Here is a 25986-nt window from a genome sequence, read left to right on the forward strand (position 1 = left end):
GGCGCCGGGCGCGCCGGGGCCGGCGCCGGGGCCGCTTCGCCGGCGGGCTCCTCCTGGGCCGCCGCCGGGGGCGCGAGGGCGAGCGCCAGGGCGACCATCGGGGCGGCGAGCGGTGAGCGGCTGGAACGCATGCGGATGTCCTCGGTGCCCCGTCCGGCGGGCGGAGGGGCCTCAGTCGATGCGCTCCTCTAGAGCCGTCGTCCGGTCAAGGGAAGCCGTGAGGCCTCCCAAAAACCCGCGTCATGCCCTTGAGACTCCTTAGGATTATTCTGAACAGCGGGCGCCCCGCGCCACCCCGCCGGCCGGACGCGGCGGCTGAGGACTGCCGAGCCGGGCAACGCTCCCCACGGGGGACCCGCGGCCCGCAGCGCCCCGCCCGGGGCCGGCCGGGCTCAGCCCACCTCCTCGTGCCAGGTCCGGCCGTCGCGCTCGATCAGCGCGATGGCGGCGGTGGGCCCCCAGGTGCCGGCCGGGTAGGGGCGGGGCGGCTCCGGGCGCTCGGTCCAGGCCTGGAGCAGGGTGTCGGCCCAGGCCCAGGCGGCCTCGACCTCGTCGCGGCGCATGAACAGGGTGGCGTTGCCGCGCACCACGTCCATCAGCAGGCGCTCGTAGGCGTCCGGGTAGCGCTGGTTGAAGGTCTCCTCGAAGCTGATGTCGAGGCCGGTGGCGCGCAGCCGCATCCCGCCGGGACCGGGCTCCTTCGTCATCACCTCGAGCTTGATCCCCTCCTGCGGCTGGAGCCGGATCACCAGGCGGTTCGGCTCGCGGGCGAAGTCGTCCGGGAAGATGCTGAACGGCGAGGAGCGGAACTGCACCACGATCTCCGACATCTTCTGCGGCAGGCGCTTGCCGGTGCGCAGGTAGAACGGCACCCCGGCCCAGCGGGGCGTCATGAGCTCGAGCTTCAGGGCCACGAAGGTCTCGGTCAGGCTCGGGCGCTCGTTGCCGAGGTCGGCGAGGTACCCGCTCACGGGCTGGCCGCCGACCGCGCCGGCGACGTACTGCCCGCGCACGGTGCGGGCCGGCACGTCGTGGGGCGGGATGGGCTTGAGGGCCCGCAGCACCTTCAGCTTCTCGTCCCGCACGGCGTCGGCGTCGAGGTTGAGCGGGCTCTCCATGGTCAGGAGGCAGAGGAGCTGCAGCATGTGGTTCTGCAGCATGTCGCGCAGCGCGCCGGACGTGTCGTAGTAGCCGCCGCGCCCCTCGACCCCGACCGTCTCCGCCACGGTGATCTGGACGTGATCGATCACGTCGGCGTTCCAGAGCCGCTCGAAGATCGTGTTGGCGAAGCGCAGCGCCAGCAGGTTCTGCACCGTCTCCTTGCCGAGGTAGTGGTCGATGCGGAAGATCTGGTTCTCGGGGAAGACCTGGCCGACCTGGTCGTTGATCGCCCGCGCCGAGGCGAGGTCGTGGCCGATGGGCTTCTCGAGCACCACCCGCGAGCGCTCGCCGATGAGCCCGTGGGCGCTGAGGTTGCGGCAGATCGCGCCGTAGAGGCCCGGCGAGGTCGCGAGGTAGTAGGGCCGCACCTGGTCCGGGCGCTCGCCGAGCAGGCGGGCGAGGTCGTCCCAGCCGCCCCGGCCGGCGCCGTCCACCGCCACGTAGCTGACGTGGCCGAGGAAGCCCGCCACGGTCTCGGGGTCGCGGTCGGCGGCCGGGACGTGCCGCTCCAGCGCGGCCGCCGCGAGGGCGCGGTACTCGGCGTCGTCGTACGGGCTGCGCGCCGCCGCGATGATGCGGCTGTCGTCGGGGATCTGGCGGTCGCGGAAGCGGTAGTAGAGCGCGGGGAGCAGCTTGCGCATCGTGAGGTCGCCGGTCGCGCCGAACACGACGGCATCGAAGGACGCGACGGGTATGATCTTGGGCATCGGTCGGTGTGTCTCCGGCTCTCGGATCCAAGGGATGGCAGGCGCGCGGCCGATGCGCAAAGGGGCCTTCGGCGGCCCCCTCCTCGAGCCCGCGTCCCCGGCGGCCCGAGGCCGGGCCGGGTCCGGCCGGCCCCCGCGCCCGGGATCCCCTCGCCCCGCGGCCGCGTCTGAGCGGCGCAGCACCTGCGCGGCGCAGGTGCTGCGCGGCCCGGTGATGCAGCCGCCGTGCCGCATCGAACCGGCTGCTGCCGGGCGGTGCCGTCCGGAGGACGCCGCGGCCGGCGCTCAGCGCGTCACGAGGTTGGCGATCAGCGTGTTGGCGGTCTCGGTGAGCGCGGCGAACATCGCGAGATCGACCCGGTTCACCGCCACGAACACGCCCGCGCCCCGGCCCGGCGCGACGGCGACGTAGCTCATGAAGCCCGCGCCGCCGCCGCTCTTGGCCAGGAGCGCCGGCTCGATCCCGCGGGGCGCCACCATCACCCAGCCGAGCCCGAGGCCCGCCATCGGCCCGGCCTCGTCGAAGCCGATCGCGGCGGGCATCGCCTGGCGCAGGCGGTAGACCGCCTGGCTCACGCCCGCCACCCCCGTCGGGTCGGCGACGACGTGGCGCAGCCAGAGCGCCATGTCGTTCCCGGTGCTGTAGAGGCCGCCGCTCCCCTCCGTCGCCCGCGTGTCGACGCAGGTCGCGGCGCCGCCGAGGCCGGAGCCGACCATGAGGCGCGCGCATTGCTCGGGCGTCGGCGCGACGCCGGTATCCGTCATGCCGAGCGGCCCCGTGACGTGGCTGCGCAGGAGGTCCGGATAGGGGCGGCCCCCGGCGGCCTCGATGGCGTCGGAGAGGAGGTCGAACCCGACGTTGGAGTACGACGCGATGGTCCCGGGCGCCCAGGGGAGCGCGGTGCCGGGCAGCCACGCCCAGCGGTCCGCGCGCGTCGGCCAGGCGCGGGGGTTCGCGCCCTCGGGCAGGTCGGCCATCTCGCGCGGCAGCGCGGCCGAGTGGGTCGCGAGGTCGAGGAGCGTGATCGGGCGCCCCTCGAAGGCCGGCACCGCCGCGGCGGCGAAGCGCTGGAGCGGATCGGTGAGGGCGAGCTTGCGCTCGGCGGCGAGGGCCGCCAGCACCTCGGTGGTGAGCACCTTGGTGACGGAGTTGAGCCGCAAGAGGCTCGTGCCGTCCGGCGCGACGCCGTTGCCCTTCCGGGTCTCGCCGTAGCCCCGCACCAGGGTTTGGTCCCCGCGCACGACCACCAGGACCAGGCCGGGAGCGCCGGAGCCGAGGAACATGGCGGTGCCGGTCAGCCCGGTCGCCGCCGCGAGAACCGGGTCGTCGGCCCCGCGGGCGGCCGTGACGGCTGCCAGCGCGAGGACGAGCGCGAGGTACAGGGATCGCATGGTGCCGGCTCCGGTTCGCGGCGCAGCTTACACCCGCGGCGCTCCGGCGCGAGCACGCGGCGCGACCGGGCCCCGCGTCAGTCGCCCGCGTGCTCGGCCCAGGACATGGGCGTCTCGAACACCTTGACGCAGGAGAGGAGGGGGAGCGCCGGGCGGACCTGCTCCCAGATCCAGACCGCGATGTGCTCGGCCGTGGGGTTCTCGAGTCCCGGCACCTCGTTGAGGCAATGGTGGTCGAGGCGCGCCAGGACCGGCGCGAAGGCGTGCTCGACGTCGAAGAAGTCGACCACCCAGCCCGTACCGGGGTCGACGGGGCCGTCGAGCTGCAGCTCCACCCGGTATGAGTGGCCGTGCATGCGGTGGCAGCGGTGGGTCGCGGGCACGTTCGGCAGCCGGTGGGCCGCCTCGAACGTGAAGGCCTGGGTGATCTTCATGAGGGTGTCGGTCGCGGGCTCGTGTCCGGCGCCCCATAGCACCGACGGCGCTCCGGGGCGAATGGCGCGTCGGTCAGGGGATGCCGATCAGCTTGTGGGTCTGGAGGCTGAGGCGCCAGCGGGCGTCGCGCAGGCAGTGCGCGACCGCCGCATCGGTGTTGGCGACCCGGTCGGGGCCGTCCATCGGCTGGAGCCAGAAGTGCCGGAAGTCCAGGCCCGCGAGGTCGTCCGGGGCGAGCCCGGCCTGGGGATAGACGAGCTTCAGCTCGTCGCCGCGGGTCAGCCGCAGGGGCGCGCCGGCCTTGGGGCTGACGCAGATCCAGTCGAGCCCCTCGGGGGGCGCCTGGGTGCCGTTGGTCTCGACCGCCGCCGTGAAGCCCCGCGCCCGCACGCCCGCCAGCAGGGCGGCGTCGAGCTGGAGCAGCGGCTCGCCGCCCGTGAACACCACGTAGCGGCCCGCCGGTCCCCCGCCCCACGCCGCCTCGATCGCCCGCGCCAGGGACTCCGCGTCGGGGAAGCGGCCGCCGCCCACGCCGTCGGTGCCGACGAAGTCGGTGTCGCAGAAGCGGCAGGCCGCGTCCGCCCGGTCGGCCTCGCGCCCGCTCCACAGGTTGCAGCCGGCGAAGCGGCAGAACACGGCGGCGCGTCCCGCCTGGGCGCCCTCGCCCTGGAGGGTGTGGAAGATCTCCTTGACGGCGTAGCTCATCTGTCGCGGTCGCTTCGCGGCCCTCAGCGGTGGTGGCGGTGGCCCGGGTGCCCTGACAGATGGGAGGCCCGGCCCGCAAGCGCACCGGGCGCGCACCCGCCCCGCGCCTGTGGACGACCTCGTGGAGGCGCGGCGGCCGGGGGGCGTCCGCCATCCTCCCGCCACGGAGTGTGCGTTGATGGGCCTCTCGTGCGATGCTGTCAAAAGCTTCGCCGCTGACGTACAATCACGGCCGGTCCGCCGTGCGGTGCCCGGGGCGGCGCGGCCCCCGGGGCCCGCGGGGCCAGGGCCGCGAGAGGCGCCGCATGACGACATCGGCCCGACGGGAACCCTACCGATGCTGACACGTGCCCTGCTGCCCCGCCTCCTCGGGCGCTTCCTCGGGCTCGGTGCCCTCCTGGCGGCCGGGACCGCCGGGGCGGTCACCGCCCCGATGCTGGTGGTCGACGTGGATTCCGGCAAGGTGCTGTACAGCCAGGGTGCCACCGACCCGTGGTACCCGGCCTCGATCACCAAGCTGATGACCACCTACGTGGCCCTCGACATGGTGCGCCAGGGCCGCGCCTCGATGGACCAGCTGCTCGCGATCTCCGCCGACGCCGCCGCCGAGCCGCCCTCCAAGATGGGCTTCAAGCCCGGCACGCAGATCACCCTCGACAACGCCCTCAAGATCATCATGGTCAAGTCGGCCAACGACGTGGCCTGGGCGATCGGCGAGAACCTGGGCGGCTCGGTCGAGGGATTCGCCAACCTGATGAACGAGGCCGCGCAGCGCCTCGGCATGCGCGACAGCCACTGGTTCAACCCGAACGGCCTGCCGGACGCGCGGCAATGGACCTCGGCGCGGGACATGGCGGTCCTGGCCCGCGCCCTGATCCGCGACTTCCCCGAGAACCGCGACCTGTTCTCGATCTCGGCGATCCAGTTCGGCCGGGCCGTGATGCCGAACCACAACGGCCTGCTCGGGCGCTACGCCGGCGTCGACGGCATGAAGACCGGCTTCATCTGCGCGGGCGGCTTCAACGTGGTGGCGAGCGCCAACCGCAACGGCCGGCGCATCATCACCGTGGTGATGGGGCAGCCGAGCGCCCGCGAGCGCGACCTGAAGGCCGCCGACCTGTTCGATTACGGCTTCGGCCAGTCCGTGGGCTGGGGCGGCCAGACCCTCGCCGACCTGCCGGTCTCGGCCGCCGCCGTGCCGCCCGACATGCGGCCCTACATCTGCGACCGGCGCCGCCCGATGCCGACGGACGCGGATTCCGCCGCCGCGACCGCGAGCGCGGCCGCCGCGGGCGCCAACGCCGACAACGCCAACGCGCAGCTGATGGCCGCGGCCGCGCCGCCGTCCTCGGCCCTCGCCTTCGCCACCATGAACAGCGCGGCCCTGCGCAACCGCGCCCTGCCGCCCCGGGCGCCGCTCCAGCCGGTGCTGGTCTGGACCGGGCGCGACCCGGCCGAGAGCGCCATCGCGGCGACGGACGAGGCCGTCGCGGCGAAGCCCGCGAAGGCGCCGCGCGTCAAGGCCGCCCGGACGAAGCCCGCCCCGAGCCGCACCATCGCGGCGACCGGCGCCACCGTGCCGCAGCCCAGGCTCCTCGCCCGCCAGAAGGCCGCGGCGCCCGCCGCGGCCGCGGCCTACGCCTCCGCCGCGCCGGCAACCGCGGTGATCGCCGACCACAAGGACCGGGCCGGCGCCAAGCACGCGGCGAAGCCCGGCGCGAAGCACGCTCCGAAGGCCGAGGCGAGGCCCGCCCCGAAGCCGAAGGCGGTGGCCGCGAAGTCGGTCGCCGCGAAGGCGGCCCGCAAGAGCAAGGACGATTGACGCGCGGGTGACGGGCGCGGCCCGCGCCGGACGCTCCCCGCCCGGGCTGAACGCCCGCGGGGGCGTTCAGCCCGGGGGATTGACCTTCGCCGCGGGGATGCGCAGTTCGCCGCCATCCCCCGGCGCCGGACAGGAGCCCGACCCCGCCATGACCCGACCCTCCGGCCGGCCCGCCCCGATCCCGCTCACCGTCCTCACGGGGTTCCTCGGCGCCGGCAAGACCACCCTGCTCAACCGGCTGCTGCGCGACCCGGCGCTCCGCGACACCGTGGTGATCGTCAACGAGTTCGGCGAGATCGGGCTCGATCACCTGCTGATCGAGACGGTGGACGAGGGCATGATCCTGCTCGGCGCCGGCTGCCTGTGCTGCACCGTGCGGGGCGACCTGATCGCCACCCTGGAGGACCTGCTGCGCAAGCGCGACAACGGCCGCATCGCGCCGTTCCGCCGGGTGGTGATCGAGACCACGGGCCTCGCCGACCCGGCGCCGATCCTGCACGCGCTGCTCTACCACCCCTACGTGTCCATGCGCTACGCGCTCCAGGGCGTGGTCACGGTCGTGGACGCGGTCAACGGCGCCGGCACCCTCGACGCGCATCCGGAGGCGGTGCGGCAGGTGGCGGTGGCCGACCGGCTCGTGCTGACGAAGACCGATCTTGCCGCGCCGGAGCGGGGGGACGGCGGCCCCCTGCGGGAGCGCCTCCGTGCCCTCAACCCCGCGGCGCCCCTGCTGCCCGCGGACGCGCCGGCCGGGGCGATGCTCGGCGGCCTGTTCGGCTTCGACGGCAAGGTCGACGACGTGCGCGGCTGGCTCGGGGCCGAGGCGGTGGCGGCGGCGGAGGACGACGGGCACGAGCACGGTCATGGCCACGGTCACGGCCACCACCACGACGTGAACCGCCACGACGCGGCGATCCGGGCCTTCCACCTCGCGAGCGAGGAGCCGGTGCCGCGGGCGGCGTTCGAGATGTTCCTCGACCTCCTGCGCTCGGCCCACGGCCCGAAGCTCCTGCGCCTCAAGGGCCTGGTCGCCCTCGCGGACGATCCGGGCCGGCCGGTGGTGGTGCACGGGGTGCAGCACGTCGTCCACACGCCCGCGACCCTGGAGGCGTGGCCGGACGGGGACCGGCGCTCGCGCCTGGTGCTGATCGTGCGCGACCTCGACCCCGCCTTCGTGGCGAGGCTCTGGAACGCGTTCCTGGGCCGGCCCGCCGTCGACGCGCCCGACGCCGCGGCCCTGACCGCGAATCCTCTGGCGATCCCGGGCGGCTGAGGCCGGCCCGGGCGCCGCCCGGTATGGTTCTTGAACCGTCAACGGCGCGCGGCCGAGAGGGACGCGTCCCTGTCCCGGATCGGGACGCGCCGGATCGGAACGAGACGCGATGACGAAACCCTTCTCGGTGATCCAGGGCGGCCTGGGCGCGGCGGGACCCGGTGCGTGGCGGGCCGAGCTGCGCCACCCCCTCTCGCTGAGCGACGCCGAGACCGCCGCCTGGCGGGGCCTGATGGGCCGGACCCTCGAGCCGAGCGTCTACGCCGAGCCTGATTTCGTGCTCACCATGGCGCAGCACCTCGCCGACGGCCGCACGCTCGCGCTGCTGCTCGTCTGGCAGGGCGAGGCCACCCTGCGCGGGGTGCTGCCGCTGCGCCTGCCCTCCGGCCTCGGCCTGCCCGGGCAGGCCTGCCTCTGGCGGCTGCCCCTGTCGGGCCGGGCCGAGGCGGTGATCGACCGGGACCACGCGCCGGCCGTCCTGCGGGCCGCCCTCGAGCACCTGGCGGGCTCGCGCCTGCGGGTCACCGACCTGCGCCTGCCGGACCTTCGCCCGGACGGCCCCCTGGCCATCGCCCTCGGGGCGGTGGCGGGCGCCACAGGGCGACGCCTGACGGTGGCGGCGCAGCCGGCGCCCCGGCCCGACGCCCGGCCGCCGCTCGCCCGCGCGGAGGGCCGCACCTCCCTGGAGCGGGTGCGCGAGCCGCGCCAGGTGCGCGACGCGATCGAGCAGTTCCTCGTCCTCGACGCCCGGCAGGGCCGCGACAGCCTCATCGCCGATCCCGCCCGCGCCACGGCCTTCCGGGTGGCGGTCCGGCGCTTCGCCCGGCGGCGGCAGGCCTGCGTCGACCTGGTGCGGCGGGACGGGACCGTGGTTGCGGCGGCAATCCACCTCGCCTCGGGCCCCTGCGACGCGGTCTGGCGCCAGGCCGGCCTGTGCCTGTCCGAGACCGGCGCCCCCCCGCACGAGGCCGGCCGGGTCGAGGCCATCGTCGCCGTGGAAGCCCGGTCTCCCGCGGCCCGCCGCGGGCCGGGCGGCTCGGCGCTTAAGCACCGGGCCGGCACGCTGCTGCGCCGGCTGGCGCGGACGGGGCGGCGCGCCTGAGCCCTACTCGTCCTCGCCGAAGCGGTTGGCGAGGAGGGCCGCGATGGTGTCCATGCAGGAATCCTGGTCGGCACCCAGCGCCGTGACCCGGATGCTGGTGCCCTGCGCGGCGCCGAGGGTGAGCAGGCCCATGATCGAGCGGCCGCCCACGGTCTCGCCGCCCCGGCTCACCGTGACCTCCGAGGCGAAGCGCTCCACCGTCTGCACGAACTTCGCCGAGGCCCGGGCGTGCAGGCCGCGCCGGTTGATGATCGGCAGGTCCCGCGCCACCGCGCCGTCGGGCACCGGCGGAAGCTCCCCGTCCGAGTCGTCGGGATCGTTGAAGGCGGTCATCGGCGGGGCACCTGCTCGTCACCGGCGGCTGCCCGTCGTCCGGTTCTCGTCGTCATGGGGAGTGCTGCGGGGCGGGGAGGGAGGATCGAGGGCGCGACCGTGCCGCGCGGCGGCCATCCCCAAGCTAGGGCGGCGCGCCGGTCCGGCCAAGGCCTACTTGCCGGCCAGCACCCGGGAGGCCACGTTGATGTACTTGCGGCCGGCTTCCTGGGCGTGCAGGACCGCGTCGCCCAGGCTCTCCTCGTCGCGCACGCTGGCGAGCTTGATCAGCATCGGCAGGTTGATGCCCGCCACCACCTCGACCGAGCCGCCGTTCATGCAGGACAGGGCGAGGTTCGAGGGCGTGCCGCCGAACATGTCGGTCAGGACCACCACGCCGTCGCCGCTGTTCACCCGGCAGACGGCCGACATGATGTCCTTGCGCCGAACCTCCATGTCGTCTTCGGGACCGATCGTGATCGTCTCGAGCTGATCCTGCGGACCCACGACGTGCTCGAGCGCGGCCTTGAATTCCGTTGCCAGCAGACCGTGGGTGACGAGCACCATTCCTATCATCGACACGAGTTCCGACGCCCCTTTGGAGCCGAGCCGCCATTTTGTGCAGCGCGAAGGCGAGCGCAAGAGCAATGCGGCGAAATCCGCATCATTCGGTCATCATCATGACATGGAGGCGCCGCCAGCGCCACAACACCGTGCTGGCCCGGGCCGGGTCCCGGGGGAGGATGATGCGGGGCAGCGCCACGCCCCGGAGAAGAACCGTCTCGGCGCCGTCCTCCGGCATCCGGGGCACCGCCTCCGCGAGATCGACGACGAGGCGCACCACGGCGGAAGGCACCGTGGCGCCAACGGCTTGCAGCCCGAGGCCGCGCACCTCGATCAGGCCCGCGACGGCCGGGTGCGGGGCCGCGACGAGGCGCCCGTTCCGTTGCGTCAGGACGATCCGGTCGTCGCCCACGAGGCCGGCGAAGACCGCCAAGATAGGGCCACGCTCCAGAAGGTCGCGGGCCAGGGTCGATTTGCCGCTGCCCGGCTCGCCGCGGATCAGGATTCCGTCCTCGCCGAGGACCACGCAGCCGGCGTGCACGGCGGCGCCCATCGGGGCTCAGCGGCTCTGGCCCGGCACCCGCACGATGAAGCGGGCGCCGAGCACCGCCGGCTCCCCGTCCTCGCCCGGCGCCCCCAGGCGGTTCTCGGCCCGGATCGTGCCGCGGTGGGCCTGGACGATCTGGCGCGAAATCGACAGGCCGAGGCCCGAGTTCTGCCCGAAGCCCTGCTCGGGCCGGTCGGTGTAGAAGCGCTCGAAGATCCGCTCGAGGGCATGGGCCGGGATGCCGGGCCCGTCATCCTCCACGACGAGCTCCACGGTGTTGCGCCGGCGCCGGAGGGCGACCCGCACGCTGGCGCCCTTGGGCGAGAACGAGCGCGCGTTGTCGAGGAGGTTGTTGACCACCTGCCCGAGGCGGCTGTCGTGGCCGAGGATCGCGAACGGGTCCTCGAGGCCCGGCGGGGCCGGGTCGATCGTCAGCGCGATGGTGGCGTCGCGGGGCCGCCGGCGCTCGTTGGCGACGGAGACCACCGTGGTGATGAGCTTCCTCAGGTCGACCCGGGCGGCCTCGGCCCGGGCCAGCTCGGCGTCGAGCCGCGAGGCGTCCGCGATGTCGCTGATCAGCCGGTCGAGGCGCTTCACGTCGTGCTGGATGATCTGCATCAGCCGGCCGCGGGACTCGTCGGTCTTGGCGAGCGGCAGGGTCTCGACGGCGCTGCGCAGCGAGGTGAGGGGGTTCTTCAGCTCGTGCGACACGTCCGCGGCGAAGTTCTCGATGGCGTCGAGGCGGCGGTAGAGCGCCTGGGTCATGTCGCGCAGGGCCCCCGACAGGTGTCCGATCTCGTCGGTGCGCCGGGTGAAGTCCGGGATCTCCTGGCGCGACTTGATGCCGAGGCGCACCCGCTCGGCGGCCTCGGCGAGGCGGCCGACCGGGCCGACGATCTGGCCGGCGACCAGCATCGACAGCACCACCATCACCATCGCGGCGATGAGGAAGACCTGGATCAGGGAGAAGCGCTCGGAGGCGATGATCTTGTCGATGTCGCCTTCCTGGGTCGAGAGCACCAGGGCGCCCCGCACCGTGCGGGCGCGCTGGATCGGGACGGCCACCGACACGATGGTCTCCCCCGGGCTGCTGCGGCGCACCAGGGTGCCGCGGGCGCCCGCGAGGGCCCGCTGCACCTCCGGCAGGCTGCGCCCGTCGGCCGGCCCGGCCTCCTCGGAGGCGGGCGCGCCGCGCAGGCCCGGCACGTGGGCCCGCACGGCGTTCCAGGCCTGCTCCATCAGGCTCGGCTTCTCCTTGCGGACCGGCGGCGGCTCGGCACGCGCGAGGTCGCCCCGGATGTAGAGGCTGCGCGAATCGATCAGGATCGTGCCGTCGCGGTCGTAGACCCGCGCCCGGGTGCCGGTGGGCGTGATGAGCCGGCGCAGGAGCGGCGCGACCCGCTCCGGGTTGAGAGAGAATTCGAGGCCCGAGGGCGCCTCGTCGCCCCCGGCGGCGCCCTCGCCGGCCTGGAGCTGGAGCAGCCGGTCGGGATCGATCGTGATCGTGTCGGTGTCGACCGAGGCCGAGGACGCGATGGCGCCCGCGATGATGTCGCCCTGCGTCAGCAGGCTCTGCACCCGGGCCTCGATCAGCCCCTGCCGGAACTGGTTGAGGTAGAGGAAGCCGACCAGCAGGGCGATCAGCCCCGCGAGGTTGAGGACGACGATGCGCCGCGTCAGGCTGGAGGCCGCCCGCAGGGCGATCCAGCGCCGGACCGTGCGCGGGCCGAACGGCTCCCGCGCGGTCTCGGCCTCGGGGTCGATCTCGCTGCTGGCCCTGAGGGGCATGCCGCCGAGCAGGCGCCGCACCGCGCCGAGGGCCGAACCGCTTGTCACGCCGAGGATCTCTTAAGATTCCTTGAATCGGTAGCCGACGCCGTAGAGCGTCTCGATCATGTCGAAGCTGGTGTCGGTGACCTTGAACTTCTTGCGCAGCCGCTTGATGTGGCTGTCGATGGTGCGGTCGTCGACGTAGACCTGGTCGTCGTAGGCCGCGTCCATGAGGGCGTTGCGGCTCTTCACGACGCCCGGCCGCTGGGCCAGGGCCTGGAGGATCAGGAACTCCGTCACCGTCAGGGTGACCGGCTCGCCCTTCCAGGTGCAGGTGTGGCGCTCGGGGTCCATCATCAGCTGGCCGCGCTCGAGGGAGCGCGCCGCCGCCGCCTCCGCCTCGCGGGCCGAGGCGCCGGGACCGGTCTCCTTGGCGGCGAAGCGGCGCAGCACCGCCTTCACCCGCTCCACCAGCAGGCGCTGCGAGAAGGGTTTCCGGATGAAGTCGTCCGCCCCCATCTTCAGGCCGAACAGCTCGTCGATCTCCTCGTCCTTCGAGGTCAGGAAGATCACCGGCAGGTCGGATTTCTGGCGCAGGCGCCGCAGCAGCTCCATGCCGTCCATGCGGGGCATCTTGATGTCGAAGATCGCGAGGTCGGGCGGCGAGTGCTTGAGGCCGTCGAGGGCCGAGGCCCCGTCGGTGTAGGTCTGGATCCGGTAGCCTTCGGTCTCCAGCGCGATCGACACCGAGGTGAGGATGTTGCGGTCGTCATCGACGAGGGCGATGGTCGGCATGGGCATTCCCTGGGCGGGGGCGGCGTCGCGGGCGAGGGAGCCTCATCCCTGCTGAACGTCACCCGACTGGAACCGGCTGCGGACCCGGTTGGTGTGGTGCTGCGCCGCCGCCAGGACAGGCTGGCAAGAAGGGCTGGACAGTGGCGGCGGCGCCACGGTTTCGTCACCCTTATGACGAACGCGCCGAAAAAGCGAGCACCCGTGGCGAGGAGGTCACAGTCGGGCTTTCCGCCATGCGCGCGCCCTTGCGCTCCGCGCCCGCGGCGTCGGGCCGTCCGCCCGCGACGTCGGGCCGGGTGGACGGCGCGCGGCGCCGGCGCCAGGGTGGTCCCGGCCGACCACCCCGCGGCCCCTTCAGGGAGGTGTCGCGACCATGGCGGAGCTCGACAGGGGGCCGGCCGCGCCGCTGCCGGCCGCGCAGGCGCCGTTCGACGCGGTCGGCCTCGCCAAGGCGGTGCTGCGCGGGACGCGCGCGGGCGCGCTCGCGACGCTCGAGCGGGATGGGGGCGCGCCCTTCGCGTCGCTGGTCACGGTGGCGACGGACCTCGACGGGGCGCCCCTCCTGCTGCTGTCGCGGCTCTCCGCCCACACCCTCAACCTCGAGGCCGACCCGCGCTGCTCGCTTCTCCTGAGCCCCGGCGGCAAGGGCGACCCGCTGGCCCATCCCCGGCTCACCGTGACGGGCGTGGCCGGCCGCAGCGCCGCGCCGGGCATCCGGGCCCGCTTCCTCGCCCGCCACCCGAAGGCCGCGCTCTACGCCGACTTTCCGGATTTCGGCTTCTTCCGCCTCGCCCCGGAGGCCGGGCACCTGAACGGCGGCTTCGCCAGGGCCGCGACCCTGACGGCGGCGGAGCTGCTCACGGACCTCGCGGGCCTCGATGCCCTCGCCGGGAGCGAGGCCGGCGCCGTCGCGCACATGAACCAGGACCACGCCGACGCCGTCGCGCTCTTCGCCACGCGGCTCGCCGGGGAGGCGCCCGGCCCCTGGCGGCTCACCGGCCTCGACCCGGAGGGGATCGACCTCCTCGCCGGCGACCGCACCGCCCGGGTGGCGTTCCCGGAGCGGCTCTCCGGCCCGGGGGCCCTGCGGCCGGTCCTGGTCGCCCTGGCGGCGCAGGCCCGGGCCGCGCCGGCCGCCGGGGCGGACTGACACAATCCCGCGCCTGTCACGGCGCCCGCCGGCGAATTCGATTGAACCGCGAAGGTCCGCCACCTACTAAAGCTTCCCATCGGGATCACGATGGGTGATCTGGGCGCGGCGCGCCTCGACCTGCTAGAACAGGACGGACGCCGCTCCGCAGGAACGAGGGTGCCGGCCCTGCCGGGGCGCGGAGGGGCCGACACGCCGCCCGCCCGCCGGACGGCGCCAGGAGGAGCACGCGTGAACGACATCGGCGTATTCAACGGGGCGTTCGGCGCCGACAAGGTCGGTTTCCGCAACCTCAAGCGCGTCAACTGGAACCTCGAGGCCGCGAGCCTCTACGAGCACGCGCTGCGGCGCGGCGAGGCGCAGCTCGCCAGCGGCGGCGCCCTCGTGGCCGAGACGGGGATCCACACCGGACGCTCGCCCAAGGACAAGTTCGTGGTCCGCGACCAGGACACCGAGAGCGAGGTCTGGTGGGACAACAACGGCGCCATCAGCCGTGAGCAGTTCGACACCCTCCACGCCGACTTCATGGCCCATGCCGAGGGCATGGAGCTCTTCGCCCAGGACCTGTTCGGCGGCGCCGAGGCCGGCCACCGGGTGCGCGCCCGCGTCTTCACCGAGTTCGCCTGGCACTCGCTGTTCATCCGCAACCTGCTGATCCGGCCGGACGGCGAGGCGCTGCCCGGCTACGTGCCCGAGCTGACCATCGTCGACCTGCCGAGCTTCAAGGCCGACCCGGCCCGCCACGGCGTCCGCTCCGAGACCGTCATCGCCTGCGACTTCACCCGCAAGATCGTGCTCATCGGCGGCACCTCCTACGCCGGCGAGATGAAGAAGTCGGTCTTCACCTACCTGAACTACGTGCTGCCCAGGGCGGGCGTGATGCCGATGCACTGCTCGGCGAACGTGGGCGCCGCCGGCGACTCGGCCCTGTTCTTCGGCCTCTCGGGCACCGGCAAGACCACCCTGTCGAACGACCCGGCCCGGGTGCTGCTCGGCGACGACGAGCACGGCTGGAGCCCGAAGGGCATCTTCAACTTCGAGGGCGGCTGCTACGCCAAGACCATCCGCCTCTCGCGGGAGGCCGAGCCCGAGATCTACGCCACCACGGAGCGCTTCGGCACCGTGATGGAGAACGTGGCGATCGACCCGGTCACCCGCCTGCCGGACTTCGACGACGCCTCGCGCACCGAGAACACCCGCTGCGCCTACCCGCTGCCCTTCATCGCCAACGCGAGCGCGACGGGCCAGGCCGGGCACCCGAAGAACATCGTCATGCTGACCTGCGACGCCTTCGGGGTGCTGCCCCCGATCGCCAAGCTGACCGGCGCCGAGGCGATGTACCACTTCCTGTCGGGCTACACCGCCAAGGTCGCCGGGACCGAGAAGGGGCTGAAGGGCCCCGAGGCCACGTTCTCGACCTGCTTCGGCGCCCCGTTCATGCCGCGCCACCCCTCGACCTACGGCAACCTGCTGCGCGACCTGATCGCCCGCCACCACGTCGATTGCTGGCTCGTCAACACGGGCTGGACGGGCGGCGGCGTCGGCACCGGGCGGCGGATGCCGATCCGGGTCACGCGCCGGCTCCTGACGGCGGCCCTCGACGGCTCCCTCGCCAAGGCCGATTACCGCCGCGACCCCTATTTCGGCTTCGCGGTGCCGACCTCGGTCCCGGGCGTCGAGCCCCACATCCTCTACCCGGTCAAGACCTGGCAGGACAAAGCCGCCTTCGCCGAGACGGCCAAGCGCCTGGTCGAGATGTTCCAGGCGAACTTCAAGCGCTTCGAGGCCCACGTCGACGCCGACGTGCGCGCCGCCGAGCCGACGATGTCGATCGCCGCGTAGGGCCGGGGCAGGCAGCGCCCCTCACCCGGCCGGGAGGGGGCGAGAGGCGCCCGCGAGGGGCGCGATCCCGCGCCCTCGTCCCCGGGCGCGCGGCCGCGGGGGCTTGAGACGGCATGATGATCCTCGTCGTCGGTGCGGGCGTGGTCGGTCTCGCGGTCGGCCGGGCCCTCGGCCTGCGCGGCCACGAGGTCATCGTCGCGGAGGCGGAGGGCGGCATCGGCACGGGCGTGTCGTCGCGCAACTCCGAGGTGATCCACGCCGGGATGTACTACCCGACCGGCTCGAGCCGGGCGCGGCACTGCGTCGAGGGGCGGCGCCGGCTCTACGCGTTCTGCGAGAGCCACGGCGTGCCGCATGCGCGGATCGGCAAGCTCATCGTCGCGGCGACCGAGCCGGAGGGGGCCAAGATCGCGGCCATCCACCGGCAGGGCGTCGAGAACGGCGTGGAGGGTCTCACGCTCATCGACGGCGCGCAGGCGCGGGCGCTCGAGCCGAACCTCGCCTGCACGGCCGCCCTGCTCTCGGCCGAGACCGGGATCGTCGACAGCCACGCCCTGATGCTGGCCCTCCAGGGCGACATCGAGGATGCGGGCGGCGCCCTCGCGTTCGGGACGCGCATCGACCGTCTCGACCGGCAGGGCGCGGGCTGGCTCGCGCGGTTCGGCGACGACGCGATCGCGGTCGACGCGGTGGTCAACACCGCGAGCTTCGGCGCGCAGGTGCTCGCCCGCGCCACCGAGGGCTACCCGCCCGGGCGCGTGCCGCGCCTCGTGCTCGCCAAGGGCAACTACTTCGGCTGCACCGGCCGGCCGGCCTTCACCCGGCTGATCTACCCGGCCCCCGTCGAGGGGGGCCTCGGCATCCACCTCACCCTCGATCTCGGCGGCCGGATGCGGTTCGGGCCCGACGTCGAGTGGATCGAGGCGCCCGGCTACGAGGTCGATCCCGCCCGGGGCGCCCTGTTCTACGCCGCCATCCGGCGCTACTGGCCCGGCCTGCCCGACGGGGCGCTGGTGCCCGACTACGCGGGCATCCGGCCGAAGCTGTCGGGGCCTGGCGAGGGCGCGGCGGATTTCTGCGTCGAGGGACCGGCCGAGCACGGGCTGCCGGGCCTCGTCCACCTGTTCGGGATCGAGAGCCCGGGCCTGACCTCCAGCCTGTCCCTGGCCGAGGACGTGGCCGACCGCCTCGGCGCCTGAGCCCCGGGGGCGCGCCCCGGCCCCGTCGCTTGAGCCGCGCCCCCGGTCCCTTGGCGGCCGGGATGCCCGCTGCTATCTCGGCGAGGATTCCCCGATGCCCCGTGCGCCGCGCAAGAACCCGCGCCTGCGCGCCGGAGATAGTTTCGCAATGACCGCGTCCCCCGTCGACAACATCCGCAATTTCTCGATCGTCGCGCATATCGACCACGGCAAGTCGACCCTCGCCGACCGGCTGATCCAGATCACCGGGGGACTCACGGCCCGGGAGATGACCGAGCAGGTCCTCGATTCGATGGACATCGAGCGCGAGCGCGGCATCACCATCAAGGCGCAGACCGTGCGCCTCGACTACCGGGGGCAGGACGGGCGCGACTACGTGCTCAACCTGATGGACACTCCCGGCCACGTCGACTTCACCTACGAGGTGTCGCGCTCCCTCGCGGCCTGCGAGGGCTCGCTCCTCGTCGTCGACGCCTCCCAGGGGGTCGAGGCGCAGACGCTCGCCAACGTCTACCAGGCCATCGACGCCAACCACGAGATCGTCCCGGTCCTCAACAAGATCGACCTGCCGGCGGCCGAGCCCGACCGGGTCAAGGAGCAGATCGAGGAGGTGATCGGCATCGACGCCTCGCAGGCGGTGGCGATCTCGGCCAAGACCGGGCTCAACATCGAGGCGGTGCTCGAGGCGATCATCACCCGGCTGCCGCCGCCGAAGGGCGACCGCGCCGCGCCCCTGAAGGCCCTGCTGGTCGATTCCTGGTACGACGTCTATCTCGGCGTCGTCGTCCTCGTGCGCATCATCGACGGCGTGCTCAAGAAGGGCATGACGATCCGGATGATGGGGGCGGACGCCACCTACGGCGTCGACCGCACCGGCGTGTTCCGGCCGAAGATGCAGGACGTGAGCGAGCTCGGCCCCGGGGAGGTCGGCTTCCTCACCGGCTCGATCAAGGAGGTCGCCGACACCCGCGTCGGCGACACCATCACGGAGGACCGGCGCCAGACCGCGGCCGCGCTGCCGGGCTTCAAGCCGGTGCAGCCGGTCGTGTTCTGCGGCCTGTTCCCGGTCGACGCGGCCGAGTTCGAGAACCTGCGCGGCGCCATGGGCAAGCTGCGGCTCAACGATGCCTCCTTCTCCTACGAGATGGAGACCTCGGCGGCCCTCGGCTTCGGCTTCCGCTGCGGCTTCCTCGGCCTCCTGCACCTGGAGATCATCCAGGAGCGGCTGGAGCGCGAGTTCAACCTCGACCTGATCTCGACGGCGCCGAGCGTGGTCTACCACCTCAACATGTCGGACGGCGAGCAGCGGGAGCTGCACAACCCCGCCGACATGCCCGACGTGATGAAGATCGAGACGATCGAGGAGCCCTGGATCCGCGCCACCATCCTCACGCCCGACGAGTACCTCGGCGGCGTCCTCAAGCTGTGCCAGGACCGCCGCGGCACCCAGGTCGACCTCAACTACGTCGGCAAGCGCGCCATGGTGGTCTACGACCTGCCGCTGAACGAGGTCGTGTTCGATTTCTACGACCGCCTGAAGTCGATCTCGAAGGGCTACGCCTCCTTCGACTACCACATCTCCGACTACCGCGAGGGCGACCTCGTCAAGATGTCGATCCTGGTCAATGCCGAGCCGGTCGACGCGCTGTCGATGCTCGTCCACCGCAGCCGGGCCGAGGCGCGCGGCCGGGCGATGTGCGAGAAGCTGAAGGACCTGATCCCCCGCCACCTGTTCCAGATCCCGGTCCAGGCGGCGATCGGCGGCAAGATCATCGCCCGCGAGACCATCCGGGCCCTCTCGAAGGACGTCACCGCAAAGTGCTACGGCGGCGACATCTCCCGCAAGCGCAAGCTCCTCGACAAGCAGAAGGAGGGCAAGAAGCGCATGCGCCAGTTCGGCAAGGTCGAGATCCCGCAGGAAGCCTTCATCGCCGCGCTGAAGATGGATTCCTGAGGGGCGCCGCTCCCCGCCCGGGAGCGCCGCCTCGGCACGGCGCGCTCGGCCGAGCGCCGCGCCCGTTTCCGACGAAACTCGGTCGCCGGGGCGTCGTCCCGTCACGATGTCTGCGACGAAAAGCTGGCCCCGCCGTCGGATCCTGCCCTGGTACCCGGCCTGATCGGCGGCCCATTCCCTTCAGGCCGGCACGCCCCTCAGGGCGCGGAGGCGGGAATCGGCGCGACCTCGGCGTCGGAGCGGGGCTCCGCGTTGGCCCAGGTCTTCGTCGTGAGCTGCGGCTCGAGGCGCTGCGCCAGCTCCTGGCCGAGGTGGCGCACGTAGGCGCCCGTGAAGTAGCGGCCGCCGGCGCCGCGGCCGTCGAGCCGGTCGTGGGCGCGCGCCATGGCGTCGACCTCGGGCCGGCACAGGAAGCCGATCACGCCGGCCGCCTCGTACCAGCGCCCGGCCCGGGCGTGGGCGAGGGCCGCCGGGTTGTTGCCGATGGTCTCGGCGAAGCAGTCGGTGGCCGCCCTCTCGAGGGGCGCGAGGAGGACGCGCCGCTGCTCCGCGCCGCGGGGGGTGTCCCGCGCCGCGACGGTCGCGGTCGCCGCCAGAGTGCAGGCCAAGCCGTAGAGCAGAGCTTTCATCATCCGCGCCTCGGTCGAATCATCGGACCAGTATCCGGCGTAATCCTGACCCGGGTCGAGGGCGGATATGCGGCAGAACCCGCCCGCAGCGGCGGTTTTTGAGGCAGGTCCGGGGTCGGCGCGGGCGGGCGCCCCCGCCTCAGCTCCGGCGCTCGGCGTTCCAGCGGCCGGCGCAGGAGGCGGAGCCGCTCGCCGTCCAGGTGCCGCTGCCGAACCGGTCGGCGAGGCGGCCCACCACCCGGGCGGCCGCGTCGCCGCGGCTGATGACGGCCCGCACGGCGCCGTTCGGCTGGACCCGGCCCGAGACCGTGAAGTCGCTGCCGCCGGCGTAGCGCGCCTGGCCGTTCTCGATGACGACGCCGTACCGGTAGGCGCGGTCGCAGGACCCGTTCTCGGTGATGACCTCGACGCTCCACGAGCCGTCGTAGCGGTTGGGCGCCTTGGCGACCGCCTTGGCGGCGAGGGCCGGTGCGACGGCACCGGCGAGGACGGCCCCGGCGGCGAGGGCGGACACGAGCAGCTTCATGGACCTCGATTCCCTTGACGATCGCGCGAAGAACACGAGGTGCTCCGGCTTGGTTTCAGGCTAGGCGCGGCCGCGGCCCCGCGTCGGTGCTCCGCCGCACTCAGTCCAGGTCGCCCAGGGCCTCCGCGAGGAGGCCGAGCAGGTCGCAGCCGGCGTAGAGGTCGTGGGCCACTCCGGCCGCGCGCAGGGCGGGCTCGAGGGGGCCCGGCCGCCCCGCGAGGTAGAGCCTGCGGGCGCCGGCGGCACGCAGCGCCCCGGCCGCCGCCGTCGCCGCCTCGGCGTAGATCGCGTCGGACGAGCACAGGCAGGCGAGGGGCGTGCCGGCGGCCCGGAAGGCCTCCGCCATGGCGCCGTGGTCGGAGAAGCCGTCGTTCGTCACGGCCTCGATCCCGCCGGCCTCGAAGGCGTTGCGGGCGAAGGTCGCGCGGGTGTTGAAGGCGCTGAGCGGCCCGAGATTGGCAAGGAACACGCGCGGGCGCCGGCCCGTCCGGGCCAGGATCGCGTCGGCGGCGTCGCGCAGGCGCTCGTAGGGCTCGGCGAGGCGCCGGGAGGGAAGGGCGCCCCCGGCGGCGCCCGCCGGCGCGGGGGCGGGGGCGGGGGCCAGCACGGCCACGGGCGCCTCGTGCAGGTCGGGGAACTCGCTCGTCCCGGTGATCGGCTGGCGCCGCGTCGCGAGGTCGGCGTCGCGGGCCTGCCGCAGGGCGGCGAGGCGGCCCGGGAGGGCGCCGGTCCGCAGGCTCGCGACGATCCCGCCCTCGCGCTCGATGGCCTGGAACTGCGCCCAGCCCTGCTCGCACAGGCCCTCCGTCAGGGCCTCGAAGCCGCCCGCCCCCGCCGCCGGGTCGGCGACGCGCCAGAGGTTCGCCTCCTCGATCAGCACGTGCTGCATGGTGCGGGCGCAGCGGCGCGCGAAGGCGTCGGGCAGGCCGAGGGCCGCCGTGAAGGGCAGGACCGTGACGGCGTCGGCGCCGCCGAGGCCGGCCGAGAAGGTCGCGCTCGTCGCCCGCAGCATGTTCACCCAGGGGTCGCGCCGGGTGGTGCTGCGCCAGGCGGTCTCGGCGTGGATCCGGGCCGGCTTCGGGGCGAGGCCGCAGGCCTCCTCGACCCGGGCCCAGAGCCGGCGCAGGGCCCTGAACTTGGCCACCGTCATGAACTCGTCGGCGTCGGCCACCAGCAGGAACGCGACCGCGTCGCGGGCCCGCTCCAGGGTGTGCCCCCCGGCCTCCAGCGCCCGCAGGGTCGCGAGCGCGCTCGACAGGACGGCCGCGAGTTCGCCCGCCTCCGTGGCGCCGGCCTCGTGGAACGGGCGGGCGTCGGCCAGCGCCACGCGGCCGGCGAACCCCTCGGCGTCGAGGTCGGACAGCAGCGCGGCGAGGCGGTCCTCGGTCCCGGCCGCGGCGCCCGCCGCCAGCATCCCGACCGGGTCGACGCCGAGGTCGATGTCGAGCGCCCCGAGGTCTGGGGAGGCGGCCTTGGCCAGGGCGACGAGGCGGGGCGCGGCCTCGAACGCCGCCGGGCCGGCATCGAGCCGCAGGGCGATGAGCGGGAGCATCACGCCGGCGAGCGCCGCCTCCAGGGCGTCGGGCCCCGGCAGCCCGAAGCCCCGGGCCGCGGGCGCGCCCGCCAGCACGATCGTGAGCGCGTCGGCGCCGCCCTCGAGGTCGGCGAGCGCCAGGGCGCTGGCCTCGGACGGGTCGGGGTGGTCCAGCCGCTGGCTGACGCGCCAGGGGGCGGGCGCGCCGCCGCCCCGGGCCGGCTGGACCGCCGGAGGGGCGGCCTCGTAGAGCGGCTCGATCCGGATGCCGTCGCGGCTGCGCGGGACGAGCCGCCTCTCGAAATCCGCGCCCTTCAGCACCCCGTCGACCAGCGCGCGCCACTGCGCGCGGGTGGCGGGCGGGAACGGGGCGGCGAGCGTGGTGTCGTCCATGGCGGTCCTCGTGGCACGGGTCTTCCTGCACCACACGGGATCGCCGCGCCACTCGTCAATGGCCGGGCGCGGCTCCCTACCCGAAGACGATCAGCCCCGCGAACCCCGCCGCGCCGACGAGGATCCGCCACCAGGCAAACAGCGCGAAGCCGTGCCGGGAGACGTAGGCCAGGAGCTTGCGGACCACGAACAGGGCCGACAGGAACGCGACCACGAAGCCGATCGCGATCAGCCCCGCGTCGTCCCGCGAGAGGTTCTTGTAGTTGTCGAGCAGGTCCTTGGCGAAGGCCCCGGCCATCGTGGGCATGGCGAGGTAGAACGAGAACTCCGTGGCGGCGCGCTTGCCCGAGCCCATCAGCATCGCCCCCACGATGGTGGCGCCCGAGCGCGACACGCCCGGGATCATCGCCAGGCACTGGAACAGGCCGATCTTCAGCGCCATCGGCAGCGAGAACTCGTGCACGTCGTCGTACTTCTGCTCGATCTCGGTCTCGTCGATCACGAGCAGCACGAGGCCGCCGGCGACCAGGGTCGAGCAGATGATCCAGGGATTGAACAGGTAGTACTTGATGTACTTGGAGAAGATGCCGCCGATGATCGCCGCCGGCAGGAACGCGATCAGGATCGCCAGGATGAAGTGGCGGGCGCCCGGGTCGCGGGGGGCCCGGCGCAGCAGGTCGAGGAGCTGGCGGAAATAGACCCCGACGATCGCCAGGATGGCGCCGAGCTGGATCAGCACCTCGAAGGTGTTGTTGGGCGACTGGAACCCGATGAAGTGCCCGACCAGGAGCTGGTGCCCGGTCGAGGAGACCGGGATGAACTCGGTGGCGCCCTCCACGAGGGCGAGCACGACGGCCTTGCCGATGCTGGCGATGTCCATCAGCACGCTCCCCGGCGCGACCCGTCGGCGGGCAGGCCCGCGATCCCCCTCGGCGCACTGATCATGATGGCCTGCTCTCTCGTCTCGGACCGCCCCGCGGCGGGATTGGCCGCGCCCGGCGGCGGATGGACCCATGCGGGCGGACTCGCGCCGAATCGAGGCGAAGCCATGCCGCGCCCGCATGCCCCGCCGGCCCTTAGAGCATTTCGTGTCGGAACGGAAACGGTTTGCCGAGGAAACGGTGGCGAAATCAACGACCTAGGGCCGCGCCGGCCCGGCCCGGCGCGGGCGCCGCGCCCGGGCCGCGCCCTCGTGGTCGCGTCTCGGTTACCAGCACCGGCCGAGCGTGTTAAGGATGCCGCAAGACATCGTCGCGCCGGTGACCGCCCGTTAATCCGGTCGGGTTCAAGTCGGGCGTTCCCTCCCCGCCAGCCGAGATCCAAGGCCAGCCAACCTTTACAGCGCGATACGGCTCCGCATGGCGACGCTCCACCATTCCTCGTTCTGCCCGCATTCCCGCTTCGTGCGCCTGGTCATGGCCGAGATCGGCATGGAGCCGCAGCTCGTCGAGGAGCGCCCCTGGGAGCGCCGCGAGGAGTTCCTGATCCTCAACCCGGCCGGCACCACGCCGGTCCTGGTGGAGGAGGGCGGGCTCGCGGTGCCGGGCGCCGCCGTCATCGCCGAGTACCTCGACGAGACGCGGGGCCTCGGCGCCAGCGGGCTCCGGCTGCTGCCGGAGGCGCCGGCCGCCCGGGTCGAGGTGCGGCGCCTGCTCGACTGGTTCCTGAACAAGTTCGACCAGGAGGTCACCGGCTACCTCGTCACCGAGAAGATCCACAAGCGCTTCATGACCTCGACGCTCGGCGGCGGTCCGCCGGACATGAACGCGATCCGGGCGGCGCGCAGCAACGTGCGCTACCACCTGAAGTACATCGGCTACCTGATCGCCCGGCGGAACTGGCTCGCGGGCGGCCATATGACCTATGCGGATCTGGCGGCGGCGGCCCATCTCTCCTGCGCGGATTACCTGGGCGACGTGCCATGGGACGAGGACGAGACGGCGAGGAACTGGTACGCGCGGGTGAAGTCCCGCCCGTCCTTCCGCGGCCTGCTCGCCGACCGGGTGGCCGGCATGGCGCCGGCGGACCACTACGCGGATCTCGATTTCTGAGCGGGCAGGGGCCGCCGGCGCCGGAGGCCGGCGCCGGATTGCGGCGCTTCCTCGAGACCCGGGCGCGCAGCCAGGGCTTCGACGCCCTCGCGGTGACGCGCCCGGACGCGGTGCCGGACCTGCCCGGGCGGCTCGCCGCCTGGCTGGCGCAGGGCCGGCACGCCGGCATGGCGTGGATGGGCGAGCGCGCCGCCGAGCGGGCGGCGCCGGCGGCGCTCTGGCCGGCGGTGCGCAGCATCGTGATGCTCGGCGTCAGCTGCGGCCCGGCGGGCGATCCCCTCGCGGCCCTGCGGGAGCCCGCCCGGGGCGCCATCGCGCTCTACGCCCGCCGGCGCGACTACCACGACGTGATCAAGGGCAAGCTGAAGGAGCTCGGGGGGGCCTTCGCGGCCCGGGCCGGCGCCGAGGTCAAGGTGTTCGTGGACACCGCGCCCGTGATGGAGAAGCCGCTCGCCGCCGCCGCGGGCCTCGGCTGGCAGGGCAAGCACACGGTGCTGGTGTCGCGGGATTTCGGCAACTGGCTCCTGCTCGGGGCGATCTACACCAGCGCCGAGCTGCCGGCGGACACGCCCGCCGCCGACCGGTGCGGGAGCTGCCGGCGCTGCCTCGACGCCTGCCCGACCGCCGCCTTCCCGGCCCCCTACCAGCTCGACGCCGCCCGCTGCCTCGCCTACCTGACGATCGAGCATCCCGGCCCGATCGCGCCCGAGTTCCGGGAGCCCCTGGGCAACCGGATCTTCGGCTGCGACGATTGCCTGGCGGTCTGCCCGTGGAACAAGTTCGCGGCTGAGACCCGCGAGGCGCGGCTCGCGACCCGCGACGACCTCGCGGCGCCGCCCCTGGCGGCGCTGGCGCGGCTCGACGAGGCCGCGTTCCGGGCGCGCTTCGCGGGCACGCCGGTCAAGCGCGCGGGGCGGGAGCGCTTCCTGCGCAACGTCCTGATCGCCATCGGCAACTCGGGCGAGCCCGCGCTCGCCGAGGAGGCCGCCCGCCTGCTCGGCGACCCCGCGCCCCTGGTGCGGGGCATGGCGGTCTGGGCCCTGGCGCGCCTGGCGCCGGAGCGCCTGCCGGCGGGCGCGCCGGCCGGCGAGGCGGATCCCGACGTGCTGGCCGAGTGGGCGGCGGCGAAAAGCCCGGGCGCCCGGGCGCCCGTTCCCCTGGCGGAACGGGGCCGGCGCCCTGCATAAGGGCGCGGTGCCAACCGGGGATAGGCTGCCGGCATGAACCTGTTCGTCTTTGGGCTCGGCTACACCGCCGGGCAGTTCGTGGCGCGCGAGCGGGCCCGCTTCGGTGCCGTCGCGGCGACCCGCCAGGGGCCGGTCGCGGCGACCCGCCAGGGGCCGGGCGAGGCGCCCGGCGCGCCGGCGGGCGTCGCGCTGCGGGTCTTCTCGCCGGCGGAGGCGGATCCGCGCATCGCCGGGGACCTCGCGCGCAGCGACGCGCTCCTGGTCTCGATCCCGCCCGACGACGCCGGCGACCCGGCGCTGCGGGCCTTCGCGGAGGCGGTGGCGGCGGGGCCCGCGCGGTGGATCGGCTACCTGTCGACCATCGGGGTCTACGGCGACCAGGGCGGGGCCTGGATCGACGAGGAGACGCCGCCCGCCCCGACCCACGACCGCACCCGTGCCCGCGTCGCGGCCGAGGAGGCCTGGCGCGACCTCGGTGCGCGCACCGGCAAGGCCGTGCAGGTGTTCCGCCTCTCGGGCATCTACGGCCCGGGCCGCAACGCCTTCGTGAAGCTGCGGGAGGGCAAGGCGCAGCGCATCGTCAAGCCGGGCCAGGTCTTCAACCGCATCCACGTCGACGACATCGCCGCGACCCTGGCGGCGTCCCTCGACCGGCCGCGGCCCGGGGCGATCTACAACGTCACGGACGACGAGCCGGCGCCGCCCCAGGACGTGACCGCGTTCGCGGCGGCGCTGGCGGGCCTGACGGTGCCGCCGGCGGTGGATTTCGCCACGGCCGCCCTCAGCCCGATGGCGCGCAGCTTCTACGGCGAGAACAAGCGGGTGCGCAATCGGCTGATCCTTGAGGAGCTGGGCGTGCGCCTGCGCTACCCGACCTACCGGGAGGGCCTGCGCGGCCTGGCCGGGGAGGCGGAGCCGCCCGCGGCCTGACGGGGC

23 protein-coding genes are annotated in these 25986 nt (G+C 73.9%); 10 read left to right on the top strand and 13 right to left on the bottom strand.

The annotated features are described in order from the left end of the window. Positions 1-392: 392 nt before the first annotated feature. From zwf to queE, 4 genes are all read right to left on the bottom strand, one after another. Positions 393-1868: a glucose-6-phosphate dehydrogenase gene (gene zwf, locus DT057_RS07085; RefSeq protein ID WP_128561379.1), complete on the bottom strand. Its 1476-nt coding sequence runs from the start codon at positions 1866-1868 to the stop codon at positions 393-395. A 285-nt stretch (positions 1869-2153) separates the two neighbouring features. After that, positions 2154-3260 carry a D-alanyl-D-alanine-carboxypeptidase/endopeptidase AmpH gene (gene ampH / locus DT057_RS07090; RefSeq protein WP_128561380.1) on the bottom strand — a complete coding sequence of 369 codons (1107 nt, stop codon included), beginning with the start codon at positions 3258-3260 and terminating at the stop codon, positions 2154-2156. A 77-nt stretch (positions 3261-3337) separates the two neighbouring features. After that, positions 3338-3694 (bottom strand): 6-carboxytetrahydropterin synthase QueD, encoded by a 357-nt coding sequence (gene queD, locus DT057_RS07095; RefSeq protein WP_128561381.1) that lies wholly within the window; start codon positions 3692-3694, stop codon positions 3338-3340. A 73-nt stretch (positions 3695-3767) separates the two neighbouring features. Continuing rightward, positions 3768-4400: a 7-carboxy-7-deazaguanine synthase gene (gene queE / locus DT057_RS07100; RefSeq protein WP_128561382.1), complete on the bottom strand. Its 633-nt coding sequence runs from the start codon at positions 4398-4400 to the stop codon at positions 3768-3770. 337 nt (positions 4401-4737) lie between these two features. Between queE and DT057_RS07105 the strand changes: the two genes are divergently transcribed. From DT057_RS07105 to DT057_RS07115, 3 genes are all read left to right on the top strand, one after another. Further along, complete coding sequence (locus DT057_RS07105; RefSeq protein ID WP_203236210.1) at positions 4738-6222, top strand: D-alanyl-D-alanine carboxypeptidase family protein; 1485 nt, start codon at positions 4738-4740, stop codon at positions 6220-6222. A 148-nt stretch (positions 6223-6370) separates the two neighbouring features. Then, positions 6371-7495 carry a CobW family GTP-binding protein gene (locus DT057_RS07110; protein ID WP_128561383.1) on the top strand — a complete coding sequence of 375 codons (1125 nt, stop codon included), beginning with the start codon at positions 6371-6373 and terminating at the stop codon, positions 7493-7495. A 109-nt stretch (positions 7496-7604) separates the two neighbouring features. Then, positions 7605-8597 carry a GNAT family N-acetyltransferase gene (locus DT057_RS07115; protein WP_128561384.1) on the top strand — a complete coding sequence of 331 codons (993 nt, stop codon included), beginning with the start codon at positions 7605-7607 and terminating at the stop codon, positions 8595-8597. 3 nt (positions 8598-8600) lie between these two features. Here DT057_RS07115 and DT057_RS07120 read toward each other — a convergent pair whose 3' ends face one another. From DT057_RS07120 to DT057_RS07140, 5 genes are all read right to left on the bottom strand, one after another. After that, positions 8601-8930 carry an HPr family phosphocarrier protein gene (locus DT057_RS07120; RefSeq protein WP_128561385.1) on the bottom strand — a complete coding sequence of 110 codons (330 nt, stop codon included), beginning with the start codon at positions 8928-8930 and terminating at the stop codon, positions 8601-8603. A 153-nt stretch (positions 8931-9083) separates the two neighbouring features. After that, positions 9084-9485 (bottom strand): PTS sugar transporter subunit IIA, encoded by a 402-nt coding sequence (locus DT057_RS07125; RefSeq protein WP_128561464.1) that lies wholly within the window; start codon positions 9483-9485, stop codon positions 9084-9086. A gap of 88 nt (positions 9486-9573) precedes the next feature. Continuing rightward, a complete protein-coding gene (locus DT057_RS07130) occupies positions 9574-10026 on the bottom strand; it encodes an HPr kinase/phosphorylase (RefSeq protein WP_128561386.1) in 453 nt (150 codons plus the stop codon). 6 nt (positions 10027-10032) lie between these two features. Next, on the bottom strand, positions 10033-11808 hold the full coding sequence (locus DT057_RS07135) for a sensor histidine kinase (RefSeq protein WP_128561465.1): 1776 nt from the start codon (positions 11806-11808) through the stop codon (positions 10033-10035). A 60-nt stretch (positions 11809-11868) separates the two neighbouring features. After that, positions 11869-12585, bottom strand: a complete 717-nt coding sequence (locus DT057_RS07140; protein ID WP_128561387.1) for a response regulator transcription factor — start codon at positions 12583-12585, stop codon at positions 11869-11871. A 373-nt stretch (positions 12586-12958) separates the two neighbouring features. Here DT057_RS07140 and DT057_RS07145 point away from each other — a divergent pair, with 373 nt between their 5' ends. The 4 genes from DT057_RS07145 (at position 12959) to lepA (ending at position 18730) form a co-directional block, all read left to right on the top strand. After that, complete coding sequence (locus tag DT057_RS07145) at positions 12959-13735, top strand: HugZ family pyridoxamine 5'-phosphate oxidase (RefSeq protein WP_128561388.1); 777 nt, start codon at positions 12959-12961, stop codon at positions 13733-13735. 231 nt (positions 13736-13966) lie between these two features. Beyond that, entirely contained in the window at positions 13967-15577 is a 1611-nt protein-coding gene (locus DT057_RS07150; protein WP_128561389.1) for a phosphoenolpyruvate carboxykinase, read from the top strand. Positions 15578-15690: 113 nt separating this feature from the next. Beyond that, positions 15691-16776: an NAD(P)/FAD-dependent oxidoreductase gene (locus DT057_RS07155; RefSeq protein ID WP_128561390.1), complete on the top strand. Its 1086-nt coding sequence runs from the start codon at positions 15691-15693 to the stop codon at positions 16774-16776. Between the two features lie 148 nt (positions 16777-16924). After that, a complete protein-coding gene (gene lepA, locus DT057_RS07160; protein ID WP_128561391.1) occupies positions 16925-18730 on the top strand; it encodes a translation elongation factor 4 in 1806 nt (601 codons plus the stop codon). A gap of 197 nt (positions 18731-18927) precedes the next feature. Here the strand turns inward: lepA and DT057_RS07165 are convergent, their stop codons facing one another. The 4 genes from DT057_RS07165 to DT057_RS07180 form a co-directional block, all read right to left on the bottom strand. Continuing rightward, positions 18928-19362 (bottom strand): hypothetical protein, encoded by a 435-nt coding sequence (locus DT057_RS07165; RefSeq protein WP_128561392.1) that lies wholly within the window; start codon positions 19360-19362, stop codon positions 18928-18930. 136 nt (positions 19363-19498) lie between these two features. After that, positions 19499-19885 carry a hypothetical protein gene (locus DT057_RS07170; protein WP_203236211.1) on the bottom strand — a complete coding sequence of 129 codons (387 nt, stop codon included), beginning with the start codon at positions 19883-19885 and terminating at the stop codon, positions 19499-19501. Between the two features lie 100 nt (positions 19886-19985). Continuing rightward, positions 19986-21812, bottom strand: a complete 1827-nt coding sequence (locus tag DT057_RS07175; protein WP_128561393.1) for a methylmalonyl-CoA mutase family protein — start codon at positions 21810-21812, stop codon at positions 19986-19988. 76 nt (positions 21813-21888) lie between these two features. Further along, positions 21889-22692, bottom strand: a complete 804-nt coding sequence (locus DT057_RS07180; RefSeq protein ID WP_128561394.1) for an undecaprenyl-diphosphate phosphatase — start codon at positions 22690-22692, stop codon at positions 21889-21891. Positions 22693-23170: 478 nt separating this feature from the next. Here DT057_RS07180 and DT057_RS07185 point away from each other — a divergent pair, with 478 nt between their 5' ends. From DT057_RS07185 to DT057_RS07195, 3 genes are read left to right on the top strand one after another with little or no spacing between them, the layout of a single operon-like run. Beyond that, complete coding sequence (locus DT057_RS07185; RefSeq protein ID WP_128561395.1) at positions 23171-23863, top strand: glutathione S-transferase family protein; 693 nt, start codon at positions 23171-23173, stop codon at positions 23861-23863. Positions 23864-23901: 38 nt separating this feature from the next. Next, entirely contained in the window at positions 23902-25050 is a 1149-nt protein-coding gene (gene queG / locus DT057_RS07190) for a tRNA epoxyqueuosine(34) reductase QueG (RefSeq protein ID WP_128561396.1), read from the top strand. Positions 25051-25083: 33 nt separating this feature from the next. Then, positions 25084-25980 carry an SDR family oxidoreductase gene (locus DT057_RS07195; RefSeq protein WP_128561397.1) on the top strand — a complete coding sequence of 299 codons (897 nt, stop codon included), beginning with the start codon at positions 25084-25086 and terminating at the stop codon, positions 25978-25980. The last annotated feature ends 6 nt before the right edge of the window (positions 25981-25986 follow it).

It is taken from the genome of Methylobacterium crusticola (assembly GCF_003574465.1).
Lineage (GTDB): Bacteria > Pseudomonadota > Alphaproteobacteria > Rhizobiales > Beijerinckiaceae > Methylobacterium > Methylobacterium crusticola.

Bases quoted from the DNA above. Each gene is read 5' to 3' on its own strand.
- zwf (WP_128561379.1), bottom strand. From the start codon at position 1,868: ATGCCCAAGATCATACCCGTCGCGTCCTTCGATGCCGTCGTGTTCGGC.
- ampH (WP_128561380.1), bottom strand. From the start codon at position 3,260: ATGCGATCCCTGTACCTCGCGCTCGTCCTCGCGCTGGCAGCCGTCACG.
- queD (WP_128561381.1), bottom strand. From the start codon at position 3,694: ATGAAGATCACCCAGGCCTTCACGTTCGAGGCGGCCCACCGGCTGCCG.
- queE (WP_128561382.1), bottom strand. From the start codon at position 4,400: ATGAGCTACGCCGTCAAGGAGATCTTCCACACCCTCCAGGGCGAGGGC.
- DT057_RS07105 (WP_203236210.1), top strand. From the start codon at position 4,738: ATGCTGACACGTGCCCTGCTGCCCCGCCTCCTCGGGCGCTTCCTCGGG.
- DT057_RS07110 (WP_128561383.1), top strand. From the start codon at position 6,371: ATGACCCGACCCTCCGGCCGGCCCGCCCCGATCCCGCTCACCGTCCTC.
- DT057_RS07115 (WP_128561384.1), top strand. From the start codon at position 7,605: ATGACGAAACCCTTCTCGGTGATCCAGGGCGGCCTGGGCGCGGCGGGA.
- DT057_RS07120 (WP_128561385.1), bottom strand. From the start codon at position 8,930: ATGACCGCCTTCAACGATCCCGACGACTCGGACGGGGAGCTTCCGCCG.
- DT057_RS07125 (WP_128561464.1), bottom strand. From the start codon at position 9,485: ATGATAGGAATGGTGCTCGTCACCCACGGTCTGCTGGCAACGGAATTC.
- DT057_RS07130 (WP_128561386.1), bottom strand. From the start codon at position 10,026: ATGGGCGCCGCCGTGCACGCCGGCTGCGTGGTCCTCGGCGAGGACGGA.
- DT057_RS07135 (WP_128561465.1), bottom strand. From the start codon at position 11,808: ATGCCCCTCAGGGCCAGCAGCGAGATCGACCCCGAGGCCGAGACCGCG.
- DT057_RS07140 (WP_128561387.1), bottom strand. From the start codon at position 12,585: ATGCCGACCATCGCCCTCGTCGATGACGACCGCAACATCCTCACCTCG.
- DT057_RS07145 (WP_128561388.1), top strand. From the start codon at position 12,959: ATGGCGGAGCTCGACAGGGGGCCGGCCGCGCCGCTGCCGGCCGCGCAG.
- DT057_RS07155 (WP_128561390.1), top strand. From the start codon at position 15,691: ATGATGATCCTCGTCGTCGGTGCGGGCGTGGTCGGTCTCGCGGTCGGC.
- lepA (WP_128561391.1), top strand. From the start codon at position 16,925: ATGACCGCGTCCCCCGTCGACAACATCCGCAATTTCTCGATCGTCGCG.
- DT057_RS07165 (WP_128561392.1), bottom strand. From the start codon at position 19,362: ATGATGAAAGCTCTGCTCTACGGCTTGGCCTGCACTCTGGCGGCGACC.
- DT057_RS07170 (WP_203236211.1), bottom strand. From the start codon at position 19,885: ATGAAGCTGCTCGTGTCCGCCCTCGCCGCCGGGGCCGTCCTCGCCGGT.
- DT057_RS07175 (WP_128561393.1), bottom strand. From the start codon at position 21,812: ATGGACGACACCACGCTCGCCGCCCCGTTCCCGCCCGCCACCCGCGCG.
- DT057_RS07180 (WP_128561394.1), bottom strand. From the start codon at position 22,692: ATGGACATCGCCAGCATCGGCAAGGCCGTCGTGCTCGCCCTCGTGGAG.
- DT057_RS07185 (WP_128561395.1), top strand. From the start codon at position 23,171: ATGGCGACGCTCCACCATTCCTCGTTCTGCCCGCATTCCCGCTTCGTG.
- DT057_RS07195 (WP_128561397.1), top strand. From the start codon at position 25,084: ATGAACCTGTTCGTCTTTGGGCTCGGCTACACCGCCGGGCAGTTCGTG.